Annotated in this window: 31 protein-coding genes; 10 read left to right on the top strand and 21 right to left on the bottom strand. The window is 72.1% G+C overall.

Features of this window, described 5'->3' with window-relative positions; genetic code table 11:
- Positions 1-8: 8 nt before the first annotated feature.
- Both COUCH_RS03340 and COUCH_RS03335 read right to left on the bottom strand, forming a co-directional pair.
- A complete protein-coding gene (locus tag COUCH_RS03340; protein ID WP_249610634.1) occupies positions 9-809 on the bottom strand; it encodes an EI24 domain-containing protein in 801 nt (266 codons plus the stop codon).
- 11 nt (positions 810-820) lie between these two features.
- Complete coding sequence (locus COUCH_RS03335; protein ID WP_249610633.1) at positions 821-1,252, bottom strand: hypothetical protein; 432 nt, start codon at positions 1,250-1,252, stop codon at positions 821-823.
- A gap of 146 nt (positions 1,253-1,398) precedes the next feature.
- Between COUCH_RS03335 and COUCH_RS03330 the strand changes: the two genes are divergently transcribed.
- Positions 1,399-2,430 carry a PKD domain-containing protein gene (locus tag COUCH_RS03330; protein WP_249610632.1) on the top strand — a complete coding sequence of 344 codons (1,032 nt, stop codon included), beginning with the start codon at positions 1,399-1,401 and terminating at the stop codon, positions 2,428-2,430.
- Positions 2,431-2,473: 43 nt separating this feature from the next.
- Here COUCH_RS03330 and COUCH_RS03325 read toward each other — a convergent pair whose 3' ends face one another.
- From COUCH_RS03325 to COUCH_RS03290, 8 genes are all read right to left on the bottom strand, one after another.
- A complete protein-coding gene (locus COUCH_RS03325; protein WP_430640877.1) occupies positions 2,474-3,355 on the bottom strand; it encodes an alpha/beta fold hydrolase in 882 nt (293 codons plus the stop codon).
- The gene (locus tag COUCH_RS03320) at positions 3,352-3,663 is read right to left on the bottom strand and encodes a DUF2516 family protein (protein WP_249610631.1); all 312 of its coding nucleotides are present in this window, start codon (positions 3,661-3,663) and stop codon (positions 3,352-3,354) included. Before COUCH_RS03320 ends, COUCH_RS03325 begins: the two co-directional genes overlap by 4 nt.
- Before the next feature lie 68 nt (positions 3,664-3,731).
- Positions 3,732-4,181 (bottom strand): hypothetical protein, encoded by a 450-nt coding sequence (locus COUCH_RS03315; RefSeq protein ID WP_249610630.1) that lies wholly within the window; start codon positions 4,179-4,181, stop codon positions 3,732-3,734.
- 34 nt (positions 4,182-4,215) lie between these two features.
- A complete protein-coding gene (locus COUCH_RS03310) occupies positions 4,216-4,716 on the bottom strand; it encodes a helix-turn-helix domain-containing protein (RefSeq protein ID WP_249610629.1) in 501 nt (166 codons plus the stop codon).
- A 68-nt stretch (positions 4,717-4,784) separates the two neighbouring features.
- On the bottom strand, positions 4,785-5,705 hold the full coding sequence (locus tag COUCH_RS03305) for an asparaginase (protein WP_249610628.1): 921 nt from the start codon (positions 5,703-5,705) through the stop codon (positions 4,785-4,787).
- Positions 5,702-6,535 carry a 3-keto-5-aminohexanoate cleavage protein gene (locus tag COUCH_RS03300; RefSeq protein ID WP_249610627.1) on the bottom strand — a complete coding sequence of 278 codons (834 nt, stop codon included), beginning with the start codon at positions 6,533-6,535 and terminating at the stop codon, positions 5,702-5,704. The genes COUCH_RS03305 and COUCH_RS03300 overlap by 4 nt, the downstream gene beginning before the upstream one ends.
- A gap of 42 nt (positions 6,536-6,577) precedes the next feature.
- Positions 6,578-7,636: a YgfZ/GcvT domain-containing protein gene (locus COUCH_RS03295; RefSeq protein ID WP_249610626.1), complete on the bottom strand. Its 1,059-nt coding sequence runs from the start codon at positions 7,634-7,636 to the stop codon at positions 6,578-6,580.
- The gene (locus COUCH_RS03290; protein WP_199510792.1) at positions 7,633-8,031 is read right to left on the bottom strand and encodes a Fur family transcriptional regulator; all 399 of its coding nucleotides are present in this window, start codon (positions 8,029-8,031) and stop codon (positions 7,633-7,635) included. The genes COUCH_RS03295 and COUCH_RS03290 overlap by 4 nt, the downstream gene beginning before the upstream one ends.
- Before the next feature lie 62 nt (positions 8,032-8,093).
- Between COUCH_RS03290 and COUCH_RS03285 the strand changes: the two genes are divergently transcribed.
- Entirely contained in the window at positions 8,094-8,888 is a 795-nt protein-coding gene (locus COUCH_RS03285) for an aminotransferase class IV (protein WP_249610624.1), read from the top strand.
- Here COUCH_RS03285 and COUCH_RS03280 read toward each other — a convergent pair.
- Together COUCH_RS03280 and mtfM are read right to left on the bottom strand one after the other, a co-directional pair.
- Complete coding sequence (locus tag COUCH_RS03280) at positions 8,845-9,450, bottom strand: FABP family protein (protein WP_249610623.1); 606 nt, start codon at positions 9,448-9,450, stop codon at positions 8,845-8,847. The two genes, COUCH_RS03285 and COUCH_RS03280, sit on opposite strands and share 44 nt — an antisense overlap.
- On the bottom strand, positions 9,444-9,548 hold the full coding sequence (gene mtfM, locus COUCH_RS38775) for a small membrane protein MtfM (protein WP_267909931.1): 105 nt from the start codon (positions 9,546-9,548) through the stop codon (positions 9,444-9,446). The genes COUCH_RS03280 and mtfM overlap by 7 nt, the downstream gene beginning before the upstream one ends.
- A 14-nt stretch (positions 9,549-9,562) precedes the next feature.
- Here mtfM and COUCH_RS03275 point away from each other — a divergent pair, with 14 nt between their 5' ends.
- On the top strand, positions 9,563-9,937 hold the full coding sequence (locus tag COUCH_RS03275) for a DsrE family protein (protein ID WP_249610622.1): 375 nt from the start codon (positions 9,563-9,565) through the stop codon (positions 9,935-9,937).
- On the opposite strand, the gene COUCH_RS03270 is transcribed toward COUCH_RS03275, so the two are convergent.
- The 6 genes from COUCH_RS03270 to COUCH_RS03250 form a co-directional block, all read right to left on the bottom strand.
- The gene (locus COUCH_RS03270) at positions 9,934-10,785 is read right to left on the bottom strand and encodes a hypothetical protein (protein WP_249610621.1); all 852 of its coding nucleotides are present in this window, start codon (positions 10,783-10,785) and stop codon (positions 9,934-9,936) included. The genes COUCH_RS03275 and COUCH_RS03270 overlap by 4 nt on opposite strands.
- 82 nt (positions 10,786-10,867) lie before the next feature.
- Entirely contained in the window at positions 10,868-11,200 is a 333-nt protein-coding gene (locus tag COUCH_RS03265) for a DUF1416 domain-containing protein (RefSeq protein WP_249610620.1), read from the bottom strand.
- A 5-nt stretch (positions 11,201-11,205) separates the two neighbouring features.
- On the bottom strand, positions 11,206-12,054 hold the full coding sequence (locus COUCH_RS03260) for a sulfurtransferase (protein WP_249610619.1): 849 nt from the start codon (positions 12,052-12,054) through the stop codon (positions 11,206-11,208).
- A gap of 143 nt (positions 12,055-12,197) precedes the next feature.
- Entirely contained in the window at positions 12,198-12,275 is a 78-nt protein-coding gene (locus COUCH_RS39000) for an Ms5788A family Cys-rich leader peptide (protein WP_346015998.1), read from the bottom strand.
- A 70-nt stretch (positions 12,276-12,345) separates the two neighbouring features.
- The gene (locus tag COUCH_RS03255; protein ID WP_249610618.1) at positions 12,346-13,134 is read right to left on the bottom strand and encodes an LmeA family phospholipid-binding protein; all 789 of its coding nucleotides are present in this window, start codon (positions 13,132-13,134) and stop codon (positions 12,346-12,348) included.
- 72 nt (positions 13,135-13,206) lie between these two features.
- Positions 13,207-14,214 (bottom strand): hypothetical protein, encoded by a 1,008-nt coding sequence (locus COUCH_RS03250; protein WP_249610617.1) that lies wholly within the window; start codon positions 14,212-14,214, stop codon positions 13,207-13,209.
- Positions 14,215-14,502: 288 nt separating this feature from the next.
- Here COUCH_RS03250 and COUCH_RS03245 point away from each other — a divergent pair, with 288 nt between their 5' ends.
- Together COUCH_RS03245 and mshD are read left to right on the top strand one after the other, a co-directional pair.
- Positions 14,503-15,219: a winged helix-turn-helix transcriptional regulator gene (locus tag COUCH_RS03245; RefSeq protein WP_249610616.1), complete on the top strand. Its 717-nt coding sequence runs from the start codon at positions 14,503-14,505 to the stop codon at positions 15,217-15,219.
- A 10-nt stretch (positions 15,220-15,229) separates the two neighbouring features.
- The gene (gene mshD, locus COUCH_RS03240) at positions 15,230-16,108 is read left to right on the top strand and encodes a mycothiol synthase (RefSeq protein WP_249610615.1); all 879 of its coding nucleotides are present in this window, start codon (positions 15,230-15,232) and stop codon (positions 16,106-16,108) included.
- Here the strand turns inward: mshD and COUCH_RS03235 are convergent.
- Positions 16,092-16,544, bottom strand: coding sequence for a universal stress protein (locus COUCH_RS03235; RefSeq protein ID WP_249610614.1), 453 nt, complete (start codon positions 16,542-16,544; stop codon positions 16,092-16,094). The genes mshD and COUCH_RS03235 overlap by 17 nt on opposite strands.
- A gap of 2 nt (positions 16,545-16,546) precedes the next feature.
- Positions 16,547-18,262: an MFS transporter gene (locus COUCH_RS03230; protein WP_249610613.1), complete on the bottom strand. Its 1,716-nt coding sequence runs from the start codon at positions 18,260-18,262 to the stop codon at positions 16,547-16,549.
- A gap of 318 nt (positions 18,263-18,580) precedes the next feature.
- On the opposite strand from COUCH_RS03230, the gene pstS reads away from it, so the two are divergent.
- From pstS to pstB, 5 genes are read left to right on the top strand one after another with little or no spacing between them, the layout of a single operon-like run.
- On the top strand, positions 18,581-19,672 hold the full coding sequence (gene pstS / locus COUCH_RS03225) for a phosphate ABC transporter substrate-binding protein PstS (RefSeq protein WP_249610612.1): 1,092 nt from the start codon (positions 18,581-18,583) through the stop codon (positions 19,670-19,672).
- 53 nt (positions 19,673-19,725) lie between these two features.
- Positions 19,726-20,811 (top strand): phosphate ABC transporter permease subunit PstC, encoded by a 1,086-nt coding sequence (gene pstC / locus COUCH_RS03220; protein ID WP_249610611.1) that lies wholly within the window; start codon positions 19,726-19,728, stop codon positions 20,809-20,811.
- Entirely contained in the window at positions 20,808-21,077 is a 270-nt protein-coding gene (locus tag COUCH_RS03215) for a hypothetical protein (protein WP_249610610.1), read from the top strand. The genes pstC and COUCH_RS03215 overlap by 4 nt, the downstream gene beginning before the upstream one ends.
- Positions 21,074-22,156, top strand: a complete 1,083-nt coding sequence (gene pstA / locus COUCH_RS03210; RefSeq protein ID WP_249610609.1) for a phosphate ABC transporter permease PstA — start codon at positions 21,074-21,076, stop codon at positions 22,154-22,156. The genes COUCH_RS03215 and pstA overlap by 4 nt, the downstream gene beginning before the upstream one ends.
- A 17-nt stretch (positions 22,157-22,173) precedes the next feature.
- Positions 22,174-22,950 (top strand): phosphate ABC transporter ATP-binding protein PstB, encoded by a 777-nt coding sequence (gene pstB / locus COUCH_RS03205; RefSeq protein WP_249610608.1) that lies wholly within the window; start codon positions 22,174-22,176, stop codon positions 22,948-22,950.
- Here pstB and COUCH_RS03200 read toward each other — a convergent pair.
- Positions 22,947-23,711 (bottom strand): NUDIX hydrolase, encoded by a 765-nt coding sequence (locus COUCH_RS03200; protein WP_249613543.1) that lies wholly within the window; start codon positions 23,709-23,711, stop codon positions 22,947-22,949. The genes pstB and COUCH_RS03200 overlap by 4 nt on opposite strands.
- Between the last annotated feature and the right edge of the window lie 6 nt (positions 23,712-23,717).

Genomic DNA, 23,717 nt, shown 5'->3' with positions numbered 1-23,717 from the left:
GGCACGGCCTACAGCGGGCTGGTCGTCACGATCTCCGCGGGCAGGCCGAGCACCTTGCGCGAGAGCAGCGCCGCCCCGGCGACCGCCGCCGGCATCAGCAGCACCGCGCCCAGCGGGATCAGGAAGCACAGGAACACCGCGACGCCGAAGCCGAGCGCCAGCGGCCGCCGCCCGGCCAGCGCCTGCCGCCGGTCCCGGAGCCGCTTGTCGCGGCGCTGGAACGGCACGCCGGTGAGCTCCACGGCGAGCAGCCAGCCGCCGATCGCCGCGCCGACCACCGGCACCACCGTCTGCCCGACCACCGGCAGGAAACCGGCGAGGAACAGCGGGATCGCGAAGAGGATCGACAGGCCGATGAGCCGCAGCGAGTCGCGCAGGCTGCGGCCCAGCGAACGCAGCAGCGGCACCTCGGCCTCGTCCGGTACGCCCCCGTAGCGGCTCTCCACCACGCCGGAGATCTTCTCGTAGAACGGGTCACCGATCAGCAGGGTGACCGCGGTGAAGGTCAGCACACCGAGCAGGCCGCCGAGGCCGAGCAGCGCGGCGCCCGCCACGAACCGGACCACCCCGCGCCACGGCGAGGACCAGTCGTCGGCGAACCAGGTGACCGCCCCCGCCAGGTCGTCGACGAAGACGGCGAGCGTCACGAGGGCCGCCGCGTACAGCAGGCCGGCCAGCAGGGCGGGCAGCAGGCCGAGACCGAGCAGCCGCGGGTTGCGCAGCACCAGACCGAGCCCACGGCCGAGCAGGCCGGCACCGGTGAAGAATTCCCGGAGCGCGCCGCCCGGGCCCAGCTGAGACTTCGCCACGGTCCGCGAGCTTAGGACCTCCGGACCAGCCGCAGACCGGAGGGCGCCGGGGTGGCGCTCGCCGAGGCGGTGGGGACGGCCGGATCCGGCGGCGTCGGGACCATGGAGGCCGGCGTCGGTACGGGCGGTGCCGTGAGAGATGGTGCCGCCGACCCGGAGGCCGGCGCGGAGGGCGTACCGGAGCTGGGGGCGGCGCTCGCGGACGCGCTGGGCCGTACGGGCTTCACCACCGAGACCGGCTTGGGCGCGCGGGGCACCCAGTCGCCGACCGATTCGGGTACGGCGCTGGCGATCGGCGCGCTGCCGAGGGCGCCCGCACCATCGGGGGTGCTGACGGCCGGCGGCGCCTCGTCGGGGCTGCCGAGGGCCCATCCGACGCTGACGGCGAAGGGCAGCCCGAGTGCTACGAGACCGAGGAAGACAGTTCTGGGGGTGAGCCGCACGACAGGAACACCGACGAGCGGGGCAAAAGGTTACGCCGATCGGCAATCCGCCCACGTATCGACGGCCAACCGCTTGATCAAGCGACCCTCGACCCGGTACTGTCCCGGGGCTCGCATTCATTGCGGCCACTTTCACGGGGAGAGTTATGAACACCGGAGGACCGCGCGGCCTCGCCGCGATGCTGACCCTCGCGCTCGGCGCCGGCACGGTGGCAGGCGCCGGCGTGCTCGGTGCGCCCGCCTGGGCCGCCGAGGGCTCGATCACCGCCGGCTACGCCGTCGACAAGGCGAGCATCTGGACCGGCCAGCAGGTCACGCTGACCCAGACGGCCTTTGCGGACAGCACCCCGGACACCACTCCGACGTTCGCCCTCAGCTGGGGCGACGGCACTGCGGCCGAGCCGCCCGCGGCCAGCCTGACCAGTGCCACGCACACGTTCACCAAGGCCGGCACGTGGACGGTCGTGGTGTCGATCACCGACGACGGCGTGCAGACCGACGTCACCAACACCGTGACGGTGGCCGCCGGCGGCGGTTCGTTCAAGTTCGACCCGACCTGGAACTGGACCTGGTTCAACGGCGGCCACGAGGCCACCCTGAAGCTCTCCGGCATCCCGAGCTCGACCAGCAAGGTCTGGGTGAACTGGGGCGACGGCGAGACCAGCCTGGTCAACAAGGCCAACACCTCGGTCAAGCACTACTACTCGTGGGGCAGCACCGGTAAGCACACCGCGAAGGTGACCCTCGAGAACGCGTCGGGCGGCAAGGTCACCGCGTCCGCCGGCACGTACTCGCTGGTCGAGGACACGTACAACCCGAGCGCCACGCTGAAGGTGCCGAGCAGCCCGTCGAAGGCGTCCTCCTGGAAGACCGTGCAGGGCACCGCCAAGGACAGCCAGATCGGCGTCGACGAGGTCGGCATCCAGCTCTGGAAGTGGACCAGCACCAAGGACTACTACTACAACTTCCAGACCGCCAAGTGGGTCAAGTACACCCCGGGCGTCACGAACATCCCGAACGCCGCCGTGAAGTGGGTCGGGGTCAACTCGAGCGGGGTCTGGAAGACCAGCGTCGCCGGCCTCTCGAAGGGCTACTACCTCGAGGTCGACTACGTCGCGTACGACAAGGCCGGCAACAACAGCGGCTGGAAGTACAAGGTGCAGAAGCTCACGAGCTGAGCGTGCTTCGCCGATGATGGCCCGGACCGTACGGTCCGGGCCATCATGCGTTGAGGAACGTGGAGATCCGCTCGCGCAGCTCGCGCCGGTGCGTCCAGAGCACCGCGGGCCGGTCGTAGACGTGCAGTTCGGCGCCGGGCAGCAGGCCGGCCAGGCGTTCCGCCCAGGCCACCGGGTGCAGATCGTCACCCACGCAACCGATCACCAGGGCCTTTCCCGGGTACGCCCGCAGCGCCCCCTCATCCGCGGCGGGCTCCCGCCACAACGTGTCCAGCTGCGGCGCCAGCCCGTCCCGCAGCAGCTGGTCGACGCGCTGACGCAGGTAGCCCCAGCCCGTCGGCGTGTCTCGCACCGACGGCGGCAACTCGGGCTCGACCGCCTCCGCGACGGCCGCCGCCTCACCCGACCCGACGGCGGCGAGCAGGCGTTCCAGCCGCTCCTGCGCCACGCGGGGCCGTACGCCGTCCAGCGGCGCGGGCAGATAGAGCACCACCCGGTCGAAGCGCCCGGGATCGGCGGCGAGGAGCCGGCACAGCGCCGCGGAGCCCATGCTCACCCCGAGCGCCCGGGTCGCGCCGGCCCGGTCGGCCACGGCGCGCAGGTCGGCGGCGAGGTCGGCGAACGTCCACGGCCCGGGCGGCGACTCGGAGCGGCCGTGCCCGCGGAAGTGGAAGAAGACGCGGCGGCCCGCGACGGCGCTGCCCAGCGGCCGGGTGCCGGCGATGTCGCCGGCCAGCCCGTGCGCGAACACGGTGACCGGGTCGCCGACGCCCGTGACGAGCTGCTCGAGGCGTACGCCGTGCGGCGTGCCGACGAGCTCGGTGGGCGGGGCCGGCAGGGTGGGCCGCCCCGAGCGGGGAGCGGTGGGCCGGGGTCCGGGATTCCGCGGGCCGCCGTCCGGGGGCGGCGGCCGGCGGAGTCTCACCAGAAGCCCTTGCCGTCCGACAGGTCGCGCAGCCCGGGACGGACGTCGAGCAGGTAGATGAGGGCCGCGGCGAGGCCGACGAGGCCGAAGATCCCGATCGGGCCGATCACGTACGTGAGCACCATGCAGACGGCCAGGATCGCGATCCACGCGCCCTTGGGAAGGGTGCCGATCGCCTGGAAACCGTCGCCGCGCTGCGTCACGCAGTGGATGAGGGCGATGGCTTGCACGATCAACGAGCCGATCATCACGATCACGTCGATGTAGAGCCTGACGTGCAGATAGAACTCGGGCGCGCTGGAGACCATGGTGAAGAGTCTATGCCGCGGGCCCCGGCTTCGGCCGGGGCCCGCGGATCAATGCCGGGTGTGTCTGCTTACTCGGCGGCCGGGCGGGCGGCGCGCTTGCGCGGCTTCGGGGCCGGAGTGGCGGCGGCCTCCACGGCCTTCGGCTCCTCGGTGGTCACCATGTCGGCGTTGACCACGTCGGCGGCCTCGACGACGCCGGTGCCGATCACGCGCTCGCCGCGGGCCACGAGGGTCGTGTACAGCGCGGCGGCCCGCTCCTGGGCGACCTGGGCGAAGGTGACGGCGCTCGTGGTGGCGGTCGCACGGAGCTTGTCGAAGTCCGTGGTGGTCGCCTTGTCGCGCAGCGAGGTGGCGGTGGTGCCGGCGGCCTCGTTGGCCATCCGCAGCGAGGCGACGGCACGGTCGCTGAGCTCGCTCACCACGGCGGGGAGCTTGCGCAGCTCGCGCCAGGCGAGGTCACCGGCGCCGGCGGCGGCGTACAGCGGGGCGGGGATCCTGGTGTTGGTCTGCTCGGGCATGATGTCTCCTCGGCTTTGCAGTGGTCTGGGTGGGTCAGGACCTGGCCGGCGGGGGCGGCGCGCCGCCGTCCTCCACGACCGACACGTCCTGGATGACAACCCGCAGGGCCTCGTCCTCGTCGGGGACGTCGAGTTCGCCGGACTCCCCGGGCGCGGGCGCGCCGGCCGTGGGCTCGCCGCTCTCGCGGGCGTGCCGGGCGTTCTCGTTGCGGAACGTCTCGTAGATCTGGGTCAGGGACTGCTTCTGCGCGATCGTCAGGTCGGGGTCGACCGCGATGGCGGCCAGCACGCCCTGCTGGCCCTCCCCGTCGAGCAGGCCGGCGCGCAGGTACATCGCGGGCGTCGACACCCGCAGCGCGCTGGCCAGTTGCTGCAGCACCTCGGCGCTGGGCTTGCGCAGGCCCCGCTCGATCTGGCTCAGGTACGGGTTGCTCACGCCCGCCCGGTCGGCGAGTTGCCGGAGCGAGATCTTCGCCGTCTGCCGCAGGTCACGGATGAACGAACCGATGTCCTGGGGCAGATCTCCGGTGGCCATGACTCGACCGTAGCCCCGCCTGCTAGCTCCTGCAAGCAAAACGCTTGCAATAGTTAGCGTGAATCAGGTCACCAGGTGGCGCGGACCTCGCCGACCGGTACGCCGCCGCCCAGGACGGGCACGGTGGCCAGCGAATCCAGCACCGGGGCGGCCACGCCGAGCCGGCGCAGCGCCGACACCAGCACCGGCATCCGGGCCCGCATCGCGCCGTCCTCGATCTTCAACGCCACCGCTCCGACGTCCGGTACGGCGACCGCGACGACACCCTCCGCCCCGCCCTTCGCGAGCAACCCCGGCACGCCCTGCATCAGCCGTGTGTCGTCCTGCCCGGTGCCGGCGACGAGCTCGGGGTTCGCCCGCATGGCGTCCGCCACCATCCGCCCGGGCGTGCCCGGGGCCGCCGAGACGAGCCGCTGGAAGGCCCGGGCCAGCGCGGTCAGCGAGAAGCCCAGAACCGGAGCACCGCAGCCGTCGATGCCCGTGGCGGCGATCGGCTCTCCCACCAGCTCGGTCACCGTCTCGGCCAGCACCTGCTGCAACGGGTGCTTGGCGTCCCGGTAGTCGTCCAGCGGCCACCCGTTGGCGACGCAGGTGGCCAGCATCCCCGCGTGCTTGCCGGAACAGTTCATGAGGATGCGCTGCGGCGCCCGGCCGTCGTGCCCCGATTCGGCGAGCGGCAGGGCGGGCGGGCAGAGCAGCGCCTCCTCCGTCAGCCCCGCGGCGGCCAGGATGGCGCGTACGCGGTGCACGTGGAACGGCTCGGCGAAGTGGCTGCCACTGATCAGGGCCAGATCCGCGGGGTCGGCGACGCGCAGCCCGGCACGCAGCATGCCGACGGTCTGCATCGGCTTGTTCGACGAGCGCGGGAAAACCGGGCCGGTCACGTCCCCGGCCGAGCCGGCGACCGCGCCCGAGGCGTCCAGCACCACGACCGAGCCGTGGTGGACCGACTCGGTGAAGCCGGAGCGTACGACCTCCGCGAGGATCATCGGGCCGGCACCCCGAGCAGCTCCCGCGCCTCCGCCGTGGTCAGCGGCGGGCGCTGGGCCAGCTGCGCGAAGCCGACGGCCCGCGCGACGAGCTGCATGTTCGACTCGACGGGGCGGTCCTTCGCGTACGTGACCGTGTCCTCCATGCCGACGCGCAGGTGCCCGCCCGCCGACAGCGAGGCCAGCATGACCGGGATCGTGCTGCGGCCGATGCCGGTGGCGGAGAACGTCGTACCCGCCGGCAGGTCCTGGATCGCCCGGTGGCACGCGACCAGCGCCTCGGCGGTGCCCGGCATCCCGCCCGGTACGCCCATCACCAGGTCGACGTGGACGTGGCCGCCGTACGGGAGCCCGTGCTTGGTGAGCAGGCGCTGCAGCGAGGTGAGCTGGCCGAGGTCGAAGATCTCGTACTCGGGGACGACGCCGCGCTCCTGCATCCGGGTGTGCAGGTCGACGATGAACTCCCAGCGGTTCATGAACACGCCGTCGCCGAAGTTCACCGTACCCATCGTGCAGGAAGCCATCTCCGGGCCGGCGTCGAGCACGGCGAGCCGGTCCGCCTCGGGGTCGGTCACCGCGCCGCCCGAGGAGAGCTGGACGATCAGGTCCGTCGACTGCCGCAGGGCGGCCACCGTGTCGCGCAGCCGGCCCTGGTCCAGCGTCGGCTCGGCGGCGTCGTCACGGATGTGGACGTGGATGATCGCGGCGCCCAGCGCCTCGCACTCCTTGGCGGTGGCCACGAGCTCGTCGATCGTCACGGGCAGCGCCGGTACGGCCGCCTTGGTGTTCTCCGCGCCGGTGGGCGCGACGGTGATCAGGGTCCCGGTCATAACCGAGATCCTGCCATGAGGGAACGTTCAGGCGCCGCGGCGTCAGCCGACGTCGATGGCGGCCGCGGACTCGCCCACGATGAGCCGGGCGTCGTCGGCCACGTTCCGCTTGACCACGGCCAGCGCGATCATCCCGAGCTCGTGGTGGCGGACCGCGGTGCCGACGAACCCGACCTCGCGCCCGTCGAGCGTGACCGGCGTGCCCTTGGCCGGCGGCTGGTCGGTCGCCACGCCGTCGAGATGCAGCAGCACGAGCCGGCGCGGCGGGCGGCCGAGGTGGTGCACCCGGGCGACGGTCTCCTGCCCCCGGTAGCAGCCCTTGTCCAGGTGCACGGCCGGCGCGATGAACCCCGACTCGGCCGGGATCGTGCGGTGGTCGGTCTCCCACCCGAACCGCGGGATGCGATGTGCGACGCGCACGGCCTCATAGGCCCACAACCCCGCCCGGGGTACGTCGCCCAGCCGGTCGAGCACGGCGTCGAGGCGGGCCCGGGGCACGAGCAGGTCGACGCCGAGCGGGACCCGGCGGGCGAGCCCGCCCTCGAAGAACCGGACGTCGTAGAGCGCGGTCGGCCCGGCCGGTACGGAACCGGCGGCGAACTTCGGGCCCGGCACGTCGAAGATCCGGGGTGCCGCCAGCTCGACGTCGAGCAGGCGCGCGACGGTCGCCGGGGCGTCGGGCCCGACGATCGAGAGCACCGCGGTCTCGGCGGTCGCGTCCCGCGGCTCGACGCGCGTGAAGAAGCGCATCATTTCGAGGTACTTCAGCAGGCCCTCGCCCGCGCCCGGCTCGGTGTCCAGCCAGGCGGTGGTGCCGTCCTCGGCGAGCATCGCGTGCTGCTCGACGTGGCCGTTCGGCGAGAGCACGAGCAGCTCGCTGCCCTGCCCGGCGCGCAGGTCGGTGAGGTGCTGGGTGGTCAGGGTGTGCAGCCAGCTCGCCCGTTCCTCGCCCGGCACCGCGATGACGTCGCGGTTGGAGCGGTCGACGAGCCCGGCCGTGGTCTCCAGCGTGCGCTGTTCGCGCATGGGGTCGCCGTGATGGGCGGCGACGCCGGCGTCCGCGGACTGCGGGTCGAGCTCCTCGATGAGGACCGTGGTCATGCTTGCTCCTTGCAGCCGCCGCAGACACCGAAGAGCGAGACGTGACCGACGTCGACCCGGAAGTCGCGCTCGTCGCGCAGGCGCTCGGTGACCGGCAGCATGATGGCGGGGTCGACCTCGTCGACGGAGCCGCAGGTGCGGCAGACGAGGTGCACGTGCTGGTCCTCGCCCGCGGCGTGGTACGTCGGCGAGCCGTGCGACAGATGGGTGTGGCTGACGAGGCTCAGGTCCTCGAGCAGCTCGAGGGTGCGGTAGACGGTGGTGATGTTGACGCCGGCGGCGCGTTCCCGCACGGTCTGGTGGATGCGCTCGGGCGTGGCGTGGCCGAGCTCATGGACCGCCTCCAGGATCAGCTGGCGCTGCGGCGTCAGTCGCAGGCCGCGCTCCCGGAGCATCTCGGCGAGGGATGTGGCGGACACGTTACGAGCATAGTTCGCGCCGCTATACCCTCCCTCGCGTGAACGCGCCCATCATGGTGATCCCGGGCTCAGAGGAGCTGACCCACGCCGACCGCGGCCTGCTGTACGGCGAGGGCGTCTTCGAGACCGTGCACCTGCGCCCCACCGGTCCTTGGCTGCTCGACGCCCACCTGACCCGCCTCGGACGCTCCGCCGCGCTGCTCGGCATCGACGTCCCCGAGCAGGTGGCGGGCCTGGCGCACGGGCTGACCCACGAGGACGGCGCGCTGCGGCTGGTGGTGACGCCGTCGACCTCGTTCGCGACCGTGTCGCCGGTGCCGGAGGCGGTACGCCGGGAACGCCGCGACGGGATCCGCCTGATCACCCACGACGTGGGCCCCCGGGCGCCCTGGTCCCTCTCCGCCGCCAAGACGCTGTCCTACGCCGAGAACCTGGCGGCGAAGCGCTGGGCGGTCTCAGCGGGAGCCGACGACCTGCTGTGGCTCCGCGAGGGTCAGGCCCTGGAAGCGCCCACGGCGAGCCTGGTGTGGCTCGTCGGCGGCACGCTGTGCACCGTGCCGCCGGAATCGACCGGCATCCTGCCCGGCACGACAGCCGCGCACCTGCTCGGACGGGCCGGCGAGCTGGGCCTGCACGCCGAGGAGCGGATGATCACCGCGGCTCAGCTGCCGGGCGTGGAGGCGATGTGGCTGGCCAGCTCGTTGCGGGGCCTGGCCGAGGTGCGGTCGCTGGACGGCGTACCCCGCGCGGCGTCGCCCTGGACGCCGCGCCTTCAGGATCTGCTGGGCTTCAGCCGCCCACCCGCAGCAGGCGCGCCGACAGGTGGGGCTTGAGCGTCTCGCCCTTGGCCGACATCTCCTGGGCGTAGAGCAGCGCGCCCTCGACGATGCCGTAGAGGCGGTGGCCGCCGGTGACCGCGAGCCCGGTGGCGGTGTGCCCGACGCCGGCCGTGGCCATCTCCAGCCGGGTGCCGGTCGCCTCGCCCTCGTAGATCTCGATGACGCCCTGCTGGGTGGTCAGCGTCGCTTCCATCTCGTCGGTGGGACGCCCGTCCGCGTTGAGCACCGGGCGCCAGAAACCCACCTCGCGGTCGGCCATGCCGGTCGGCTGCGAGTCGTCGTCGAGACGCCAGATGCGTGACTCGTACGCGAGGAACGGCCGGCCGTCGTGGCTGATCCGGACCTCCTGCGCGAAGTTGAAGTCCTCGGGCTCCGGGAAGCCGCCCTGCCCGCGTCCGCGCCACAGCCCGATGAACGGGAGCAGCCCGAGCAGCGCGGGGTGCAGATCGGGGCCCCGGCGCAGGTCGTGGGTGTCCTCGTACGGGTACTCGCCGACCGGCGGGGCGTTCAACCAAGGCGGCGGGCCCAACGGGTTCTCGGTCTCGCTGCTCACCATCGTCCCCTTGCAATGCGCATCGCCAGATAGCCCAGCCCGCCGGCCAGCCCGCCCAGACCGGCGACCAGCAGGCTCACGTACCCGATCTCCGTAACCATGACGGAGCCATCCTATGCTGACCGCCATGGCCCGCCTTCTCGTCGTCAAGACCACCGCCGGAGCCGACGCCCCGGAGCGCTGCTCGCAGGCGTTCACCGTGGCGAGCACGGCCGTGTCGTCCGGCGTGCCGGTGTCGTTCTGGCTCACCGGCGAGTCGGCGTGGTTCGCCCTGCCCGGCCGCGCGGCGGAGTTCCAGCTGCCGCACGCGGCCCCGCTGCCGGACCTGCTCGAGCTGCTCCTGGAGGCGGGCAGGGTGACGTTGTGCACGCAGTGCGCGGCCCGCCGGGACATCGGCCCGGACGACGTGCTGCCGAAGATCCGCATCGCGGGCGCGGCGGTCTTCGTCGAGGAGATCATGTCCGACGGCGCCCAGGCGGTCGTCTACTAGCGACAGCTGGTGGTCGCGCTGACCCGCGCGGTTCCGTCGCCGTCGCTCACCAGCACCGAGACCTCGCCGGCCCGGTACGCCCACGCGTGCGGTTCCGCCTGGATCACCAGCGCACCGGCCACCACGTCCCGCAGCGCGCGCCCCAGGTCCTTCGGCGCCGCCAGGTCACCCGCGGTCGCCGTCGTCGCGGTCCGGCCGTCCGGGCACGTGACCGACACACCGGTGGCCGTACCGCTGCCGCCCAGCGCCCTGCTGGCCGCGACGAAGGCCGCGGGCGGCTGCGCGACCGGCCCCGGCGGCTCCTCCGGCGCCGAACCGGGACGGCAGCCGGTCGAGATCCGCAGGGCGAACGACGTGGCGGCCGCGTCGACCTCCGCCTCCACCCCGACGAACTCGCCCGCGTCGGCCCGCAGCACCTGCCGGGTGTCCTCGACGTTGTGCCGGATCGCCGGCCGGTACGCCCGCGGCAGCGCCCGCGCGATCGAGTCGAGCACGCCGAACGCCTCGTCGGGACGCACCCGTACGGTCACCTCCTGGGCGGCCTCCACGCCGTCGCGCACCGGGGTCAACGCGCAGGCGCGGTCCAGGGTCACCGCGCCGATGGCGATCACCCGGTCCGGCCCGTCCGCCGCCGCGACCACAGCGCCGGCGGTCCGGTGCAGCACCGGCAGCGCCTGGCCGAGGTCCCGCTGCTCGGGGACGGTGGGCGGATCATTGCGCACCGACCACACCGCCAGCCCGGCGAGCACGAGCGCCCAGGCCGCGACGATCGCCACGAGCCACCACCGCGTCGGGCGCCGCTCGGGCGGGGGCGGAGGCGCGTACGCGGCAGGTGCGGGCAGGCTCACGGCAGCCATGCTCGCATGCGGGTCCCCGGCAGCACGAAGGGCGGGACCGGGTGGTCCCGCCCTTCGTCCAACAGAGCGTGGGTCAGGCAGCAGCCACGTTCAGGCCGACCTCGTTGACGCCGCGGGTGGCGTCGACGGCGAGGTCGCCGTTGCCGTGGCGGGACAGGGCGCGCAGCGTCCACGAGCCCGGCGCCGCGAAGAAGCGGAAGACGCCCTCGGGGGACGTCACCACCTCCGCGGTGAACTCGCCGGACGAGTCGAGGAGGCGGACGTACGCGCCGCCCACGGCGTCACCCTCGGCGGTGGTGAGGACGCCGGTGATCACGGTTTCCTTCTCGAGGTCGACGCTGGCCGGGATGGGAGCCGACTGGTCGGGCGCGGCGCAGCCGTCCGCGATGTTCGAGGGGGTGGTCATCGCGATCACGCCTTTCCGGGCTCGTCGCCGAGGGCGATCGGCACGCCGATGAGCGAGCCGTACTCGGTCCACGAACCGTCGTAGTTCTTCACGTTCTCCTGGCCGAGCAGCTCCTTGAGCACGAACCACGTGTGCGAGGAACGCTCGCCGATGCGGCAGTACGCGATCGTGTCCTTGCCACCGTCGAGGCCGGCGTCGCCGTAGATCTTGGCGAGCTCCTCGTCCGACTTGAACGTGCCGTCCTCGTTCGCGGCCTTGCTCCACGGCACGCTGATCGCCGTGGGGATGTGGCCCGCGCGCTGCGACTGCTCCTGCGGCAGGTGCGCCGGGGCGAGCAGGCGGCCGGCGAACTCGTCGGGGCTGCGGACGTCGACCAGGTTCTTGACGCCGATGGCCTGCACGACCTCGTCGCGGAACGCGCGGATCGACAGGTCGGGCTCCTTGGCCTGGTACTGCGTGGCGGCGCGCTGCGGCAGGTCCTTCGAGTACGGGCGGGCGTCGAGCTCCCACTTCTTGCGGCCGCCGTCGAGCAGCTTCACGTCGCCGTGGCCGTACAGCTTGAAGTACCAGTACGCGTACGCCGCGAACCAGTTGTTGTTGCCGCCGTACAGGATGACGGTGTCGTCGTTCGAGATGCCCCGCTCGGACAGGAGCGCGGAGAACTGCTCCTGGTTCACGAAGTCCCGGCGCACCGGGTCCTGCAGGTCCTTCTTCCAGTCGAGCTTGATGGCGCCCGGGATGTGCCCGCCGTCGTAGGCGGTGGTGTCCTCGTCGACCTCGACGAAGACGACACCCGGGGTCTCCAGGTTCTTCTCGGCCCAGTCGGCAGAGACGAGTGCGGTGTCGCGACTCATCGCGTTACTCCCTTGTCAGGTGAGAGATGGGGGTGAGTCGACGCGCGGGAGGTGAAGAGGTCGCACGCGCGCCGACCCGATAAAACGGATCACGCTTTGCGTACGGCGCCACTGCCGGGCGAAGGAAATGCCGGATGGCCCCGTCAGACGACAGGGCGACACAGGCAGGCGGCCACGCGGCACAGGTCGACCGCGCGCCTCTTGGTGAGCAACAGGCTCATGGGAAGCGACCCTACCAGCGGTTCCAGGGGCCGGAACACTGCCGACCACCATCCGGGAAGGAGTCGGCTGTCACAGACCGCCCGAGTTGAGCGGTACGTCGTTCGCGCCGGCGGTCACCACGAGCCCCTCCGGACGCGGTTCCACCTTCTGCACCTTCAGCCCCAGCGGCAGCGCGGGGATCTTCAGATCGAGCGCGAGCCCCTTGACGTAGTTGTCGACGAGGTTGCGCACGAGCGGCACGTTGGGCAGGCCGTCGGCGGTCACGTCGGCGAAGCGCACCTGCACCACGCCGTCCTTGATCTCCAGGTTGGCCGTGCCGGAGACGTTCCAGGTCTGACCGAGCGCCTGGATCGGCGCGGACCCGACGAGCTTGCCGTCCTTCTCGCTGACCTTCAGGCCCTGCTGGCCGATGAGCTCGGCGAGGGCCGGGTAGTCGATGGTCCCGACGCCGGTCACCGTGCCGGCCACGATGTCGCCGTTGCCGCTGCGGATCGTGTCCAGCGGCGCGGTGACGTCCCGGGCGTGGATGTCCAGCAGCGGCATCTTGATGGTCTTGTCGTTGCCGGCCGGCCCCGAGAAGTTCTTCAGCCGGATCTGGATCTCCTGGTACTTGCCGTCGAGCACCTGGGTCAGGAAGGGCACGCCCTCGACCGTGACGTCCGGCTTCTCGGAGGTGGCCTTCTGATCGGCGACCTGCTGGGCGACGCGATCACCGATGGCACGCTCCGCGTACGAGGCGGCCACCCGGTCCGCCACGGCGAGCAGCACGGCGGCGATGATCAGCAGCACCAGCAGGGTGACCAGGAGACGCCTCCCCCAGCGCTTGCGCGGTCGCGCCGACCCGTACACCTCGGACACCGGTCCTCCTCGTTGTCACCGTCGCGGGACTGGGCACGGTATATGCCCACTGCCAACCGCCGGGACACTTGCTCAGGACAGGTAGAGAACTGTCAGGGCGTACGTGGCCGGCAGGCTCAGGGCGAAAGCGCCGAGCGGCCCCTGCATGTGCCGGGCGACCCACAGGGTGGGCGCCTCGCCGGCCATGCTGCGCCCGGCCTCGGAGTAGTGCACGGCGAGGTCGACCAGGCCGGCGATGACCGCGACGACGAGGCCGAGCACCGCGCCCTTGGCCGGCGTGAACGGCAGCACCAGCACGCTGCCCAGCCCGGCGGCGGCGAGCGTGCCGAGCATCGCGCCGACGATGATGCCGGCCGCGCCGCGCGGCACCTGCGGGGCGATCCGCGGCTTGGGCCAGACCGCGTCGACCAGGTGCGCGACCAGCAGCGAGACGCCGACCGCGGTGAGACAGACCAGCAGCGCCTGAGTGCCGACGGGCTTTCTGGTCAGCAGGATCGGCAGGGCGAACGACACCACGCCGAGCACGACCAGGAACGTGCCGCCGAGCGAGTCGCGCAGGCGGGCCCGGTCCGCCGCCCGGACGGTCTGCCCGATCAGCGCGGCCGCATAGCCGGCGGCCAGCACGTACACCAGCGGCAGCAGGGCGGCCGGCTCGCTGGTCACCGCCATCCGGTCGGCCACGGCGCCGGCCACCACGCAGACCCCGGCGACGGTTCCGGCCGCCGGCGGCCGCACCGCCATCGTGAACGCCAGGACGTACAGCAGCTGCACTCCGAACAGGACGATCGCGTACGGCAGCCGCGCATCCGGGCCGGACGTCTGTGCGCCCAGGATCAGACCCGCGCCCAGGAGCACCGAGAAGCCGGCGATCGCCACCGACAACTGGCGGCGGACCGGGGCGACCGGGATCTCCTCCTCGTGGTCGGCGTCGGCGTCCTCGATCGGGCGTACGGTCACCGGGTCCTTCTCCGGCGCGCCCGCGTAGAAGCCCGACGACGACCGGGCGGGCGCGGCACGCGCGATCTCCCGGGAGACGTCTTCGTCCCAGGAGTCACGGTCACGCGGGCTGGAGGGCAACACGCCTGCGATGGTGCCAGACCCGGGCCGCCACGTCCCCATCGCGGGCCGAGGTTCTTGGCGTGTGACGGTCGGATGAAAGGCTGGTTAGGGTTCCGCCGTCCGGCCACCCCGGGGGCGTTCGTCACATCACTCGATGATCCGAAGAGGGTGCCCCGCGAGCCGCATCGGTTAAGGTATTCGCAGCCCACCCGTCGGTGACGCCGGGACGAGACCCTCCGGTTGCCCAGGCTTTCCGCCGCGCAGACCGGGTCACCCGAGCGGCCCCGTGCCGCGAGGATCGAGGTGAGTGTGGAAATCCTCCTGTTGGTGACGACGCGTGCCGGTGAACCCTCCGCCGTGCTTCCCGCGCTGGATCTGCTGCCCCACTCCGTGCGTACGGCGCCCCGCGACGTACGCACTCTTGTTTCCGGGCCGAGCCCGGATGCCGTGCTCGTCGACGCCCGCTCGGAGCTCTCCGAGGCCCGGGCCACCTGCCGCATGCTGCACGCCACCGGCATCGGCGTCCCGCTGGTCGCGGTGGTGACCGAGGCGGGCCTGATCGCGCTCAACGCCGACTGGGGCGTCGACGACGTCATCCTGGCCAGCGCCGGCCCGGCCGAGGTCGAGGCCCGGCTGCGCCTGGGCGTCGGGCGGCTGTCGAACGCCACGGCGGGCGCCGGCGGCTCCATCCGCGCCGGCGAGCTCATGATCGACCCGGACACGTACGCGGCCAAGCTCAAGGGCCGCCCGCTGGACCTCACGTACAAGGAGTTCGAGCTGCTCAAGTTCCTCGCCCAGCACCCGGGCCGGGTCTTCACCCGCGACCAGCTGCTGCGCGAGGTCTGGGGCTACGACTACTTCGGCGGCACGCGCACGGTCGACGTGCACGTGCGGCGGCTGCGCGCCAAGCTCGGCTCGGAGTACGAGTCGATGATCGGCACCGTGCGCCAGGTGGGCTACAAGTTCGTGGTCCCCCCGTCCGGCCGCCAGCTTCCCGACAACGAGCCCGTCTCGCTGCCGGTCTGAGCCGCCGCAGATGACGGACGTCCGGTCCACGGACAGGCTGACCTCCGCGGAGGCGGCCGACGTGCTCGCGCTGGCCGCCGCGGCGGACGAGGCCGACGGCGTGTCCCCGCTGTCCGAGGACGGCGTCCTGGGCCTGCGCGGCACCGCGCACCGCCACCTGCTCTCGCGCGCCGACGGCGGTGAGCTCGCCGGGTATGCGTACCTCGCCGGGTCGTCGGGTGAGCTGGTCGTGCACCCGAAGCACCGCCTGCGCGGCCACGGCACCGCGCTGCTCGCCGCGGCAGGCCCCGGCGACCGGCAGTTCTGGGCGCACGGCGACGAGCCTGGCGCCCGGGCCTTCGCCGAACGCAACGGCTTCACCCGCGCGCGCGTGCTCTGGCAGATGCGCCGCCCGCTCGCTGACCTGCCGGACGTGCCGCTGCCGGAGGGGGTCTCGCTGCGCGCGTTCGTGCCGGGCGCGGACGACGAGGCCTGGCTGGGCGTCAACTCCCGGGCCTTCGCGCACCACCCGGAGCAGGGCCGCTGGACCGCGGACGACCTGCGGCTGCGCTTCGCCGAGCCGTGGTTCGACCCGGCCGGCTTCCTGCTCGCCGTGGACCCGGAGGACCGGATGCTCGGCTTCCACTGGACCAAGGTGCACCCGCCGGAGGGTGAAGAGCCGGCCATCGGGGAGATCTACGTGCTCGGCGTCGACCCGGGCGGCCACCGCCGCGGGCTCGGTGCGGCACTGAGCGTGGCCGGCCTGCGCCACCTCGCCTCGCGCGGCCTGCGGGACGCCCTGCTCTACGTGGACGAGTCGAACACCGCGGCCGTCGCCCTCTACCGCCGCCTCGGCTTCGAGATCTACTCGACCGACGTGCAGTACGCGAGGCTCACGGCACCACGGTGACCGGCCACCGGGCGCAGCGCACGAGGCGTACGGCCAGCGACCCGGCGATCCGGTGCCCCACGCTCGCCGACGACCCGACGATCACCGCCTCGGCGCGGACGTCGGCCGCCACCCGGGACAGCACCGCCAGCGGCTCGCCCGTACGCACCACCAGCGCCGCGTCGAGCTGCCAGTCCCGTACCTGCCGGGCCAGGCCGTCGCGGAGCTGAGCCTCGATCTCGTCCTGGCTGTCGAGGACGGCTTTGACGCCCACCCCGCTGCGGTCCAGGAGGGTGAGCAGCGGCGCCGGCGACGTACGGGCGTACACCGCCACCAGCCGGGTGCACTGCCGCCTCGCCAGCCCTGCGGCGTAGGCGGCAGCGCGCAGCGACGTCGGCGAGCCGTCGACGCCGACCACGATCGCGCCCGGACCGTCGGTGCCGAGCTCGAAGCCCACGGCTACACGCCGCGCAGCTCGTGCAGTGTCGCCGCGGTCAGCTTGTACGGCGCCTCGTCCGGCCGGACGAGCACCACCGTGCACGCGGCCGCGTGGGTGAGGGCGGCGGTGAAGCTGCCGTCGGCGAACTGGGCAGCGGGCCCGCGCGGGGAACGTCCCACCGCGACGGCGCGCGCCGCGACGTCCTGGGCGTGCTGGGCGAGCACCCGGCCGGCCGCCGCGTGGTCGCCGACGCTGGTCAGCACGAGCCCGGTGGCGGCGATGCCCAGCCCGGCGAGCCGGTCGAGGTGCGCGCGGACCGCCGCGCGGGCGTCCTCCGCGTCCTCGGGCTCGATGGCGAGCTCCTCGATCACCACGGTCTCGCGGACCCGGACGACCTCCAGCGGGCTGCCCTGGTCGCGGGCGATGGCGGCGGCCGCGTCGACGATCCCCGCGGCGTCCGGGGTGGCGCCGACGGCGACGACGACCGGGCGGCTGCCGGCGGTCGTGGCGGCGCCGACCGGCTCGAGCGCCGAGGGCACCGGCTCGGCCTCGCCGGACTCGGCGGCGGCGACGAGCTTGTGGCCGGTCGCGAGCACCGGGATCGCCAGCAGGAACGCGATGCCGCCGACGTAGAACGGGACGCTGAGGTCGAAGGCGTCGGCCAGCTTGCCGGCCGCGTATGGCGCCAGCCCGCCGCCGATGAAGCGGACGAAGCCGTACGCCGACGAGGCCACCGGGCGCTCGACCGGCGCGACCAGCATGACCGCCTGGGTGGTGAGGGTGTTGTTGATGCCGATGAACGCGCCGCTGACGATCACCGCGGCGATGACGGTGGACGGGGTGCTCACGCCGGCCGCGATCACCACCATGACGACGGCGAGCGCGGCCATGTTGGCGTACAGGACCGGGGCGGTGCCGAAGCGCGCCTGCAGCCGCGGCGCGACGAACACGCTGAAGATGGCGACCAGCAGGCCCCAGCCGGTGAAGACGAGCCCGAGCTTGTGGGCGTCCAGCTCCATCGGGTACGGCGCGTAGCCGAGCATCGTGAAGAAGCCCCAGTTGTAGAGCAGCGCCATGATGCCCATGGTGAGCAGGCCGCGGTGGCGCAGCGCCTTGAGCGGGGCGGCCACCGACGTGGGCCGGGCCGGCTTGGGCAGCGCCGGGACGAAGGCGATCGTGGCGACCATCGCGATCGCCATCAGCACCGCGACGCCGAAGAACGGGCCGCGCCAGCTGATGCTGCCGAGCTCCCCGCCGAGCAGCGGGCCGACCGCGATGCCGAGGCCGAGTGCGGTCTCGTAGAGGATGATCGCGCCGGCGAAGCCGCTGGTCGCCGACGCCACGATGACCGCGAGGCTGGTGGCGATGAACAGCGCGTTGCCGAGCCCCCAGCCGGCCCGGAAGCCGACGATCTGCCCGACGGTGTCGGAGGTGCCGGCCAGCGCGGCGAAGACGACGATGATCGCCAGGCCGACGACGAGGGTGCGCTTGGGGCCGATCCGGCTGGCGACGGCACCGGCCACGAGCATCGCGACCGCCGTCACCACCAGGTAGCTGGTGAACAGCAGGGAGACCTGGCTCGGCGAGGCGTGCAGGTCCTTCGCCAGGGCGGGCAGGATCGGGTCGACGAGCCCGATGCCCATGAACGAGATGACGCAGGCGAACGCCACCGCCCAGACGGCTCGGGGCTGCTTGAACGGATTGGTGGCGGGCTTGTGGCCGTGCGGTGCGGTCATGGAGCGGTCTCCCGGGGTGATGGTTATAGCTGTATTATGCAGCTATTTCGGCGGCCGCGCACAGTGGCGCGCACCACGCCGGGGTGGCGCAGGTTAACGGATACTGACGGACATTCCGCCCAGTCGCCCCTCGGTTCACTCAACGGACAACCCCTCCTCAGCCAAAGGAAACGAGCAGGGGCCGAACCGTTCACCCTTCGTTCATGTAGCCCCGGGAAGCCGGTCACCTGGCACTCCTAGCTTTCCGGGTGTGCCGATGAGAGTTCGGCCGGCCGGGACCTCGGAGCCCGGGGATGCAGATCATTCGAAGGGAAAACCGTGAAGCTCCAGCGGTACTACGTTGCCGGCATTGCGATGACCGCCGCCTTCGCGCTGACCGCGTGCGGCTCTGACAACACCGACTCGCCCGCCGCCGGTGGCGCCTCCGCCGCGAGCGGCAGTTGCGCCACGGGCCAGCTGACCGCGCAGGGCTCGTCCGCGCAGAAGAACGTGATGGACGAGTGGATCAAGACGTACCAGGGCCAGTGCTCGGGCGCCCAGATCGGCTACGAGTCGACCGGTTCCGGCGCGGGCATCCAGGCGTTCATCGCCGGCACCGCCGACTTCGTCGGTTCGGACTCGGCCCTCAAGGAGGAGGAGCAGCCGCAGGCGAACGCCAAGTGCCCCGGCGGCCAGGCGCTCAACCTCCCGATGGTGGTCGGCCCGATCGCGATCGTCTACAACGTCGACGGCGCGGACAACCTCCAGTTCTCCGCCCCGACGCTGGCGAAGATCTTCTCGGGCAAGATCAAGAAGTGGAACGACCCGGCCATCGCCGCCGAGAACTCGGGCGCGAAGCTGCCGGACGCCGCGATCCAGGCCGTGCACCGCTCGGACGAGTCCGGCACGACCGACAACTTCACCAAGTACCTGAGCAAGACCGCCGCCAGCGACTGGTCGTACGACCACGCCAAGGCGTGGAAGGCCCCGGGCGGCACCGGCGCCAACAAGTCCGACGGCGTCGCCTCCCTGGTGAAGAGCACCGCCGGCACGATCGCCTACGTCGAGCTCTCCTTCGCCGAGAACAGCGACCTCAAGAAGGCGAAGATCAAGAACGGCGCGGGTGAGTTCACCGAGCTGACCGGCGAGAGCGCCGGCAAGACCATCGCGGGCGCCAAGGTCAAGGGCGCCGGCGACGACGTCGCGCTCGACATCGACTACGCCACCACCGAGGCCGGCGCGTACCCGATCGTTCTGGTCACGTACGAGATCGCCTGCAGCAAGGGCAGCGCGAAGGCCGCGGCGATCAAGGGTTTCCTGACCTACACCTCGAGCACCGGCGGCCAGTCGGCGCTGGGCGAGCTGGGCTACGCCCCGCTGCCCGAGTCGGTCCGGAGCAAGGTCGCGGCCTCGGTCGCGAAGATCTCCTGACGCGGCGTACCCGACCGCACGATCCCCCCTTCTAGACGACAGCGAGCGAGCGAATGGGCGACTATCCCTCCCGCTCGGCGAGCACCAGCGCCGGTGGACCGGGTGTGACAGCACGTCACACCGGGTCCGCCGGCAACGGCGTGTCGCCGATCCCTCCCGATGACCGCCTCGGTACCCGCCCGCCGCTCGGCGGCGGGGGCGCGCTGCCCACGAAGGCCCGGTTCTCCATGGAGACCGGCTTCCGCGGGCTCAGCACAGCGGCCGGCGCGATGGTGCTCGTCATCATCGTGGCCATCGCGATCTTCCTGATCTCGAAGGCAGTGCCCGCGCTGAACGCGAACACCGAGAACTTCCTGACCTACAAGGCCTGGTTCCCGAACGAGACACAGCCGCGGTTCGGCATCGCCGCCCTCGCCTTCGGCACCCTCCTGACCTCGGTCATCGCGCTGATCGTCGCGGTACCCATCGCCCTGGGCATCGCGCTCTTCCTGTCCCACTACGCGCCGAAGCGGCTGGCCACGCCGCTCGGCTTCGTCATCGACCTGCTCGCGGCCGTACCCAGCGTGGTCTTCGGCCTGTGGGGCCGCGACGTCTTCTCCCAGCCGGTGAAGAGCTTCTCGGTCTGGCTCAACGAGTACTTCGGGTGGCTGCCGATCTTCGGCGGGGACGGGCCGTTCGGCCGGTCGATCCTGCTGGGCAGCCTGGTCCTGGCGATCATGGTGCTGCCGATCGTCACCTCGCTGTCGCGCGAGGTGTTCCAACAGACGCCCGGGATGAACGAGGAGGCGGCCCTCGCGCTGGGCGCCACGAAGTGGGAGATGATCCGCACGGCGGTGCTGCCGTACGGCAAGCCCGGTGTCCTCGCCGCGGTCATGCTCGGCCTGGGCCGCGCGCTCGGCGAGACCATCGCCCTGGCCCTGACCCTGGGCACCACCTTCGTGATCTCGTTCAACCTGATTCAGAGCGGCGGCAACTCGATCGCCGCGAACATCGCCAACACCTTCGGCGAGGCCAACGCCACCGGCCGCGGCGCGCTGATCGCCTCCGGCCTGCTGCTGTTCGCCATCACCCTGGTCGTCAACATGGCCGCGCGGGCGATCATCTACCGCCGCCGCGAGTTCCGGGACAGTGCGGCATGACGGCCTGCACCGAAGCCAGCGTGCGAGTGCAGGGCCAGGCCGGCATGCCCAACAAGCCCAGCATGACGGCCTGCACCGAAGCCAGCGTGCGAGTGCAGGGCCAGGCCGGCATGCCCAACAAGCCCAGCATGACGGCCTGCACCGAAGCCAGCATGCGAGTGCAGGGCCAGGCCGGCATGCCCAACAAGCCCAGCATGACGGCCTGCACCGAAGCCAGCATGCGAGTGCAGGGCCAGGCCGGCATGCCGAAGTGGAGCACAGTATGAGTCTGCTGGAAAGAGAAACGCCGGGCGTCGTGATGACGCCGGACCACATCCGGTCCCGCAAGCTGCCGGTCGCCGCCGACCTGGGCATCGCCGTCGTCGCCCTGCTGCTGTCCGCCGCCGTCGTGTACGGCTTCGGCATCGGCAACTGGGTGCTCGTCCTCGTCCTCGGCGCGGCCCTGTATCTCGTCGGCCTCTACGTCGGCGCGAGCCGGGTCGAGGGCCGCCGGTCGGCGCGCAACCGCATGTGGCGCACGGCCATCTACTCCGCCTGCGTGCTGGCGATCCTGCCGCTGGCGTCGGTCGTCTGGACGCTGGTCTCGAAGGGCGCCGCCCGCCTCGACGGCGACTTCTTCGGCAGCTCGATGAACAACATCGGCGCGCGCGACCCGAACGGCGGGGCGTACCACGCGATCGTCGGCACGCTGGAGCAGGTCGGGCTCGCCACGCTGATGGCGGTGCCGCTGGGCGTGCTGGGCGCGATCTACCTCGTCGAGTACGGCCGCGGCAAGTTCGCCCTGACGGTCCGCTTCTTCGTCGACGTCATGACGGGCATCCCGTCGATCGTGGCCGGCCTGTTCGTGCTGGCGTTCTGGGTGCTCATCGTCAGCCCGTGGTTCAACGACGGCACGCCCCGGTTCTCCGGATTCGCCGCGTCGCTGGCCCTCACGGTGCTGATGCTGCCGACGATCGTACGGTCCACCGAGGAGATGCTGCGGCTCGTGCCCGGCCCGCTGCGCGAGGGTGCGTACGCGCTGGGCGTACCGCAGTGGAAGACGATCCTGAAGGTGGTCCTGCCGACCGCCCTGCCCGGCATCGTCACCGGCATCATGCTCGCCGTGGCCCGCGCGGCCGGCGAGACCGCGCCCGTGCTGCTCGTGGCCGGCGGTGCCGCCGCGATCAACATGGACCCGTTCAACGGCAACCAGTCGTCGCTGTCGCTCTTCGTCTACCAGCAGGCCGGCGACGCCTCGAAGTACGCGCCGGACCGCGCCTGGACGGCGGCGCTGACGCTGGTCGCCCTCGTCCTGCTCCTGACCATCGCAGCGAAGCTGCTCGCCCGCCGCAACCGGCTGTCCTGAGGTAAGAGGTGTCCCCCATGGCCAAGCGCATCGAGGCGAGCAACGTCTCGTCCTACTACGGCTCGTTCAAGGCGATCGACAACATCTCGATGACCGTCGAGCCGAAGACGATCACCGCCCTGATCGGCCCGTCCGGCTGCGGCAAGTCGACGTTCCTGCGGTCGGTCAACCGCATGCACGAGGTGCTGCCGAACGCCCGCATCGAGGGCCGGCTGACCATCGACGACCAGAACATCTACGACGCCGACGTGGACGTCACCGCCGTACGCCGGATGATCGGCATGGTGTTCCAGCGCCCCAACCCGTTCCCGACGATGAGCATCTACGAGAACGTGGTCGCCGGCCTGAGGCTCAACGGCGTGCGGAGGAAGTCGGTGCTGGACGAGGCGGCCGAGAAGTCGCTGAAGGCCGCGAACCTCTGGGACGAGGTGAAGGACCGGCTCAACCGGCCCGGCGCGGGGCTGTCCGGCGGTCAGCAGCAGCGGCTCTGCATCGCCCGTACCATCGCGGTCGAGCCGCAGGTCGTGCTGATGGACGAGCCCTGCTCGGCGCTCGACCCGATCTCGACGCTGGCGATCGAGGACCTGATGTTCAAGCTCAAGGACCGCTTCACGATCATCATCGTCACGCACAACATGCAGCAAGCCGCCCGGGTGAGCGACAAGACCGGCTTCTTCTCGATCGACCGGACCGGCGAGCCCGGCCGCCTGATCGAGTACGACGACACGCAGAAGATCTTCAGCAACCCGGGCCAGAAGAAGACCGAGGACTACATCACCGGCCGCTTCGGCTAGATCCGCACCACGGCGCCGCCGTCGCCGGTCAGCTCCACCCGGGGCAGGATCGGCACGGCGGCGTTCCGCTGCCCGCTCGCTGCCACGACATCTTCGATTCTCCGGTACGGGGACAGTTCGTCGAGTGTCACACGCGTAGGTGGCAGCATCGCCAGGCCGTCGGCGGCCGCCGGGCTGATCCAGGTGGTCCCCTCGGCCTCACCGGACACGTCGCGCGCCGTCTGGGCCCGCGGCAGGAGAGCCACGAAGAACCACGTGTCGAAACGCCGGGGCTCGAACTCCGGCGTGATCCACCGCGACCACGGCAGCAGCAGGTCGTCCCGTAGCCGCAGGCCACGCCGGGCCAGCAGGTCCGTCATCGAGAGCTCGCGGGCCGCCACCGCCGCCCGGTCGGCCTCCCAGCCGGGGCTGCTCACGTCCCCGACCGTGCGGTCCGGCTCGTCGAGCGGCCCGGCCAGCAGCACGCCGGCCTCCTCGAACAGCTCGCGGGCGGCCGCGCCGACGACGGCCCGCGCCCGCTCGTCGGGGACGCCGAGGCGGTCGGCCCAGTCCCGCCGGACCGTCTCGGGACTGTCGCCGGGATCCACCCGCCCGCCCGGGAACGCGTGCATGCCGCCGAAGACCATCGTGCTCGCGCGCCTGAGGACGTACACGTCAAGGGTGTCGGGGTCCAGGAGCACGACGGTGGCCGCGGCGCGGGCCGGAGCCGGGTTGCCGCGGAACTCGCGGGCCTTCTTCACCAGGGCGGGCGGCAACGGCATCACTCG

Source organism: Couchioplanes caeruleus, from assembly GCF_023499255.1.
Taxonomy (GTDB): Bacteria; Actinomycetota; Actinomycetes; order Mycobacteriales; family Micromonosporaceae; genus Actinoplanes; species Actinoplanes caeruleus_A.
The sequence above is the reverse complement of the archived record's forward strand: the minus strand, read 5'-3'. Positions and strand labels throughout refer to the sequence as shown.

What these genes read in the sequence shown, in the direction of transcription:
- COUCH_RS03330 (WP_249610632.1), top strand. Translation starts at nt 1,399, where the DNA reads ATGAACACCGGAGGACCGCGCGGCCTCGCCGCGATGCTGACCCTCGCG.
- COUCH_RS03320 (WP_249610631.1), bottom strand. Translation starts at nt 3,663, where the DNA reads ATGGTCTCCAGCGCGCCCGAGTTCTATCTGCACGTCAGGCTCTACATC.
- COUCH_RS03315 (WP_249610630.1), bottom strand. Translation starts at nt 4,181, where the DNA reads ATGCCCGAGCAGACCAACACCAGGATCCCCGCCCCGCTGTACGCCGCC.
- COUCH_RS03310 (WP_249610629.1), bottom strand. Translation starts at nt 4,716, where the DNA reads ATGGCCACCGGAGATCTGCCCCAGGACATCGGTTCGTTCATCCGTGAC.
- COUCH_RS03305 (WP_249610628.1), bottom strand. Translation starts at nt 5,705, where the DNA reads ATGATCCTCGCGGAGGTCGTACGCTCCGGCTTCACCGAGTCGGTCCAC.
- COUCH_RS03300 (WP_249610627.1), bottom strand. Translation starts at nt 6,535, where the DNA reads ATGACCGGGACCCTGATCACCGTCGCGCCCACCGGCGCGGAGAACACC.
- COUCH_RS03295 (WP_249610626.1), bottom strand. Translation starts at nt 7,636, where the DNA reads ATGACCACGGTCCTCATCGAGGAGCTCGACCCGCAGTCCGCGGACGCC.
- COUCH_RS03290 (WP_199510792.1), bottom strand. Translation starts at nt 8,031, where the DNA reads ATGCTCCGGGAGCGCGGCCTGCGACTGACGCCGCAGCGCCAGCTGATC.
- COUCH_RS03280 (WP_249610623.1), bottom strand. Translation starts at nt 9,450, where the DNA reads ATGGTGAGCAGCGAGACCGAGAACCCGTTGGGCCCGCCGCCTTGGTTG.
- mtfM (WP_267909931.1), bottom strand. Translation starts at nt 9,548, where the DNA reads ATGGTTACGGAGATCGGGTACGTGAGCCTGCTGGTCGCCGGTCTGGGC.
- COUCH_RS03275 (WP_249610622.1), top strand. Translation starts at nt 9,563, where the DNA reads ATGCTGACCGCCATGGCCCGCCTTCTCGTCGTCAAGACCACCGCCGGA.
- COUCH_RS03265 (WP_249610620.1), bottom strand. Translation starts at nt 11,200, where the DNA reads ATGACCACCCCCTCGAACATCGCGGACGGCTGCGCCGCGCCCGACCAG.
- COUCH_RS03260 (WP_249610619.1), bottom strand. Translation starts at nt 12,054, where the DNA reads ATGAGTCGCGACACCGCACTCGTCTCTGCCGACTGGGCCGAGAAGAAC.
- COUCH_RS39000 (WP_346015998.1), bottom strand. Translation starts at nt 12,275, where the DNA reads ATGAGCCTGTTGCTCACCAAGAGGCGCGCGGTCGACCTGTGCCGCGTG.
- mshD (WP_249610615.1), top strand. Translation starts at nt 15,230, where the DNA reads ATGACGGACGTCCGGTCCACGGACAGGCTGACCTCCGCGGAGGCGGCC.
- COUCH_RS03230 (WP_249610613.1), bottom strand. Translation starts at nt 18,262, where the DNA reads ATGACCGCACCGCACGGCCACAAGCCCGCCACCAATCCGTTCAAGCAG.
- pstC (WP_249610611.1), top strand. Translation starts at nt 19,726, where the DNA reads ATGGGCGACTATCCCTCCCGCTCGGCGAGCACCAGCGCCGGTGGACCG.
- COUCH_RS03215 (WP_249610610.1), top strand. Translation starts at nt 20,808, where the DNA reads ATGACGGCCTGCACCGAAGCCAGCGTGCGAGTGCAGGGCCAGGCCGGC.
- pstA (WP_249610609.1), top strand. Translation starts at nt 21,074, where the DNA reads ATGAGTCTGCTGGAAAGAGAAACGCCGGGCGTCGTGATGACGCCGGAC.
- pstB (WP_249610608.1), top strand. Translation starts at nt 22,174, where the DNA reads ATGGCCAAGCGCATCGAGGCGAGCAACGTCTCGTCCTACTACGGCTCG.
- COUCH_RS03200 (WP_249613543.1), bottom strand. Translation starts at nt 23,711, where the DNA reads ATGCCGTTGCCGCCCGCCCTGGTGAAGAAGGCCCGCGAGTTCCGCGGC.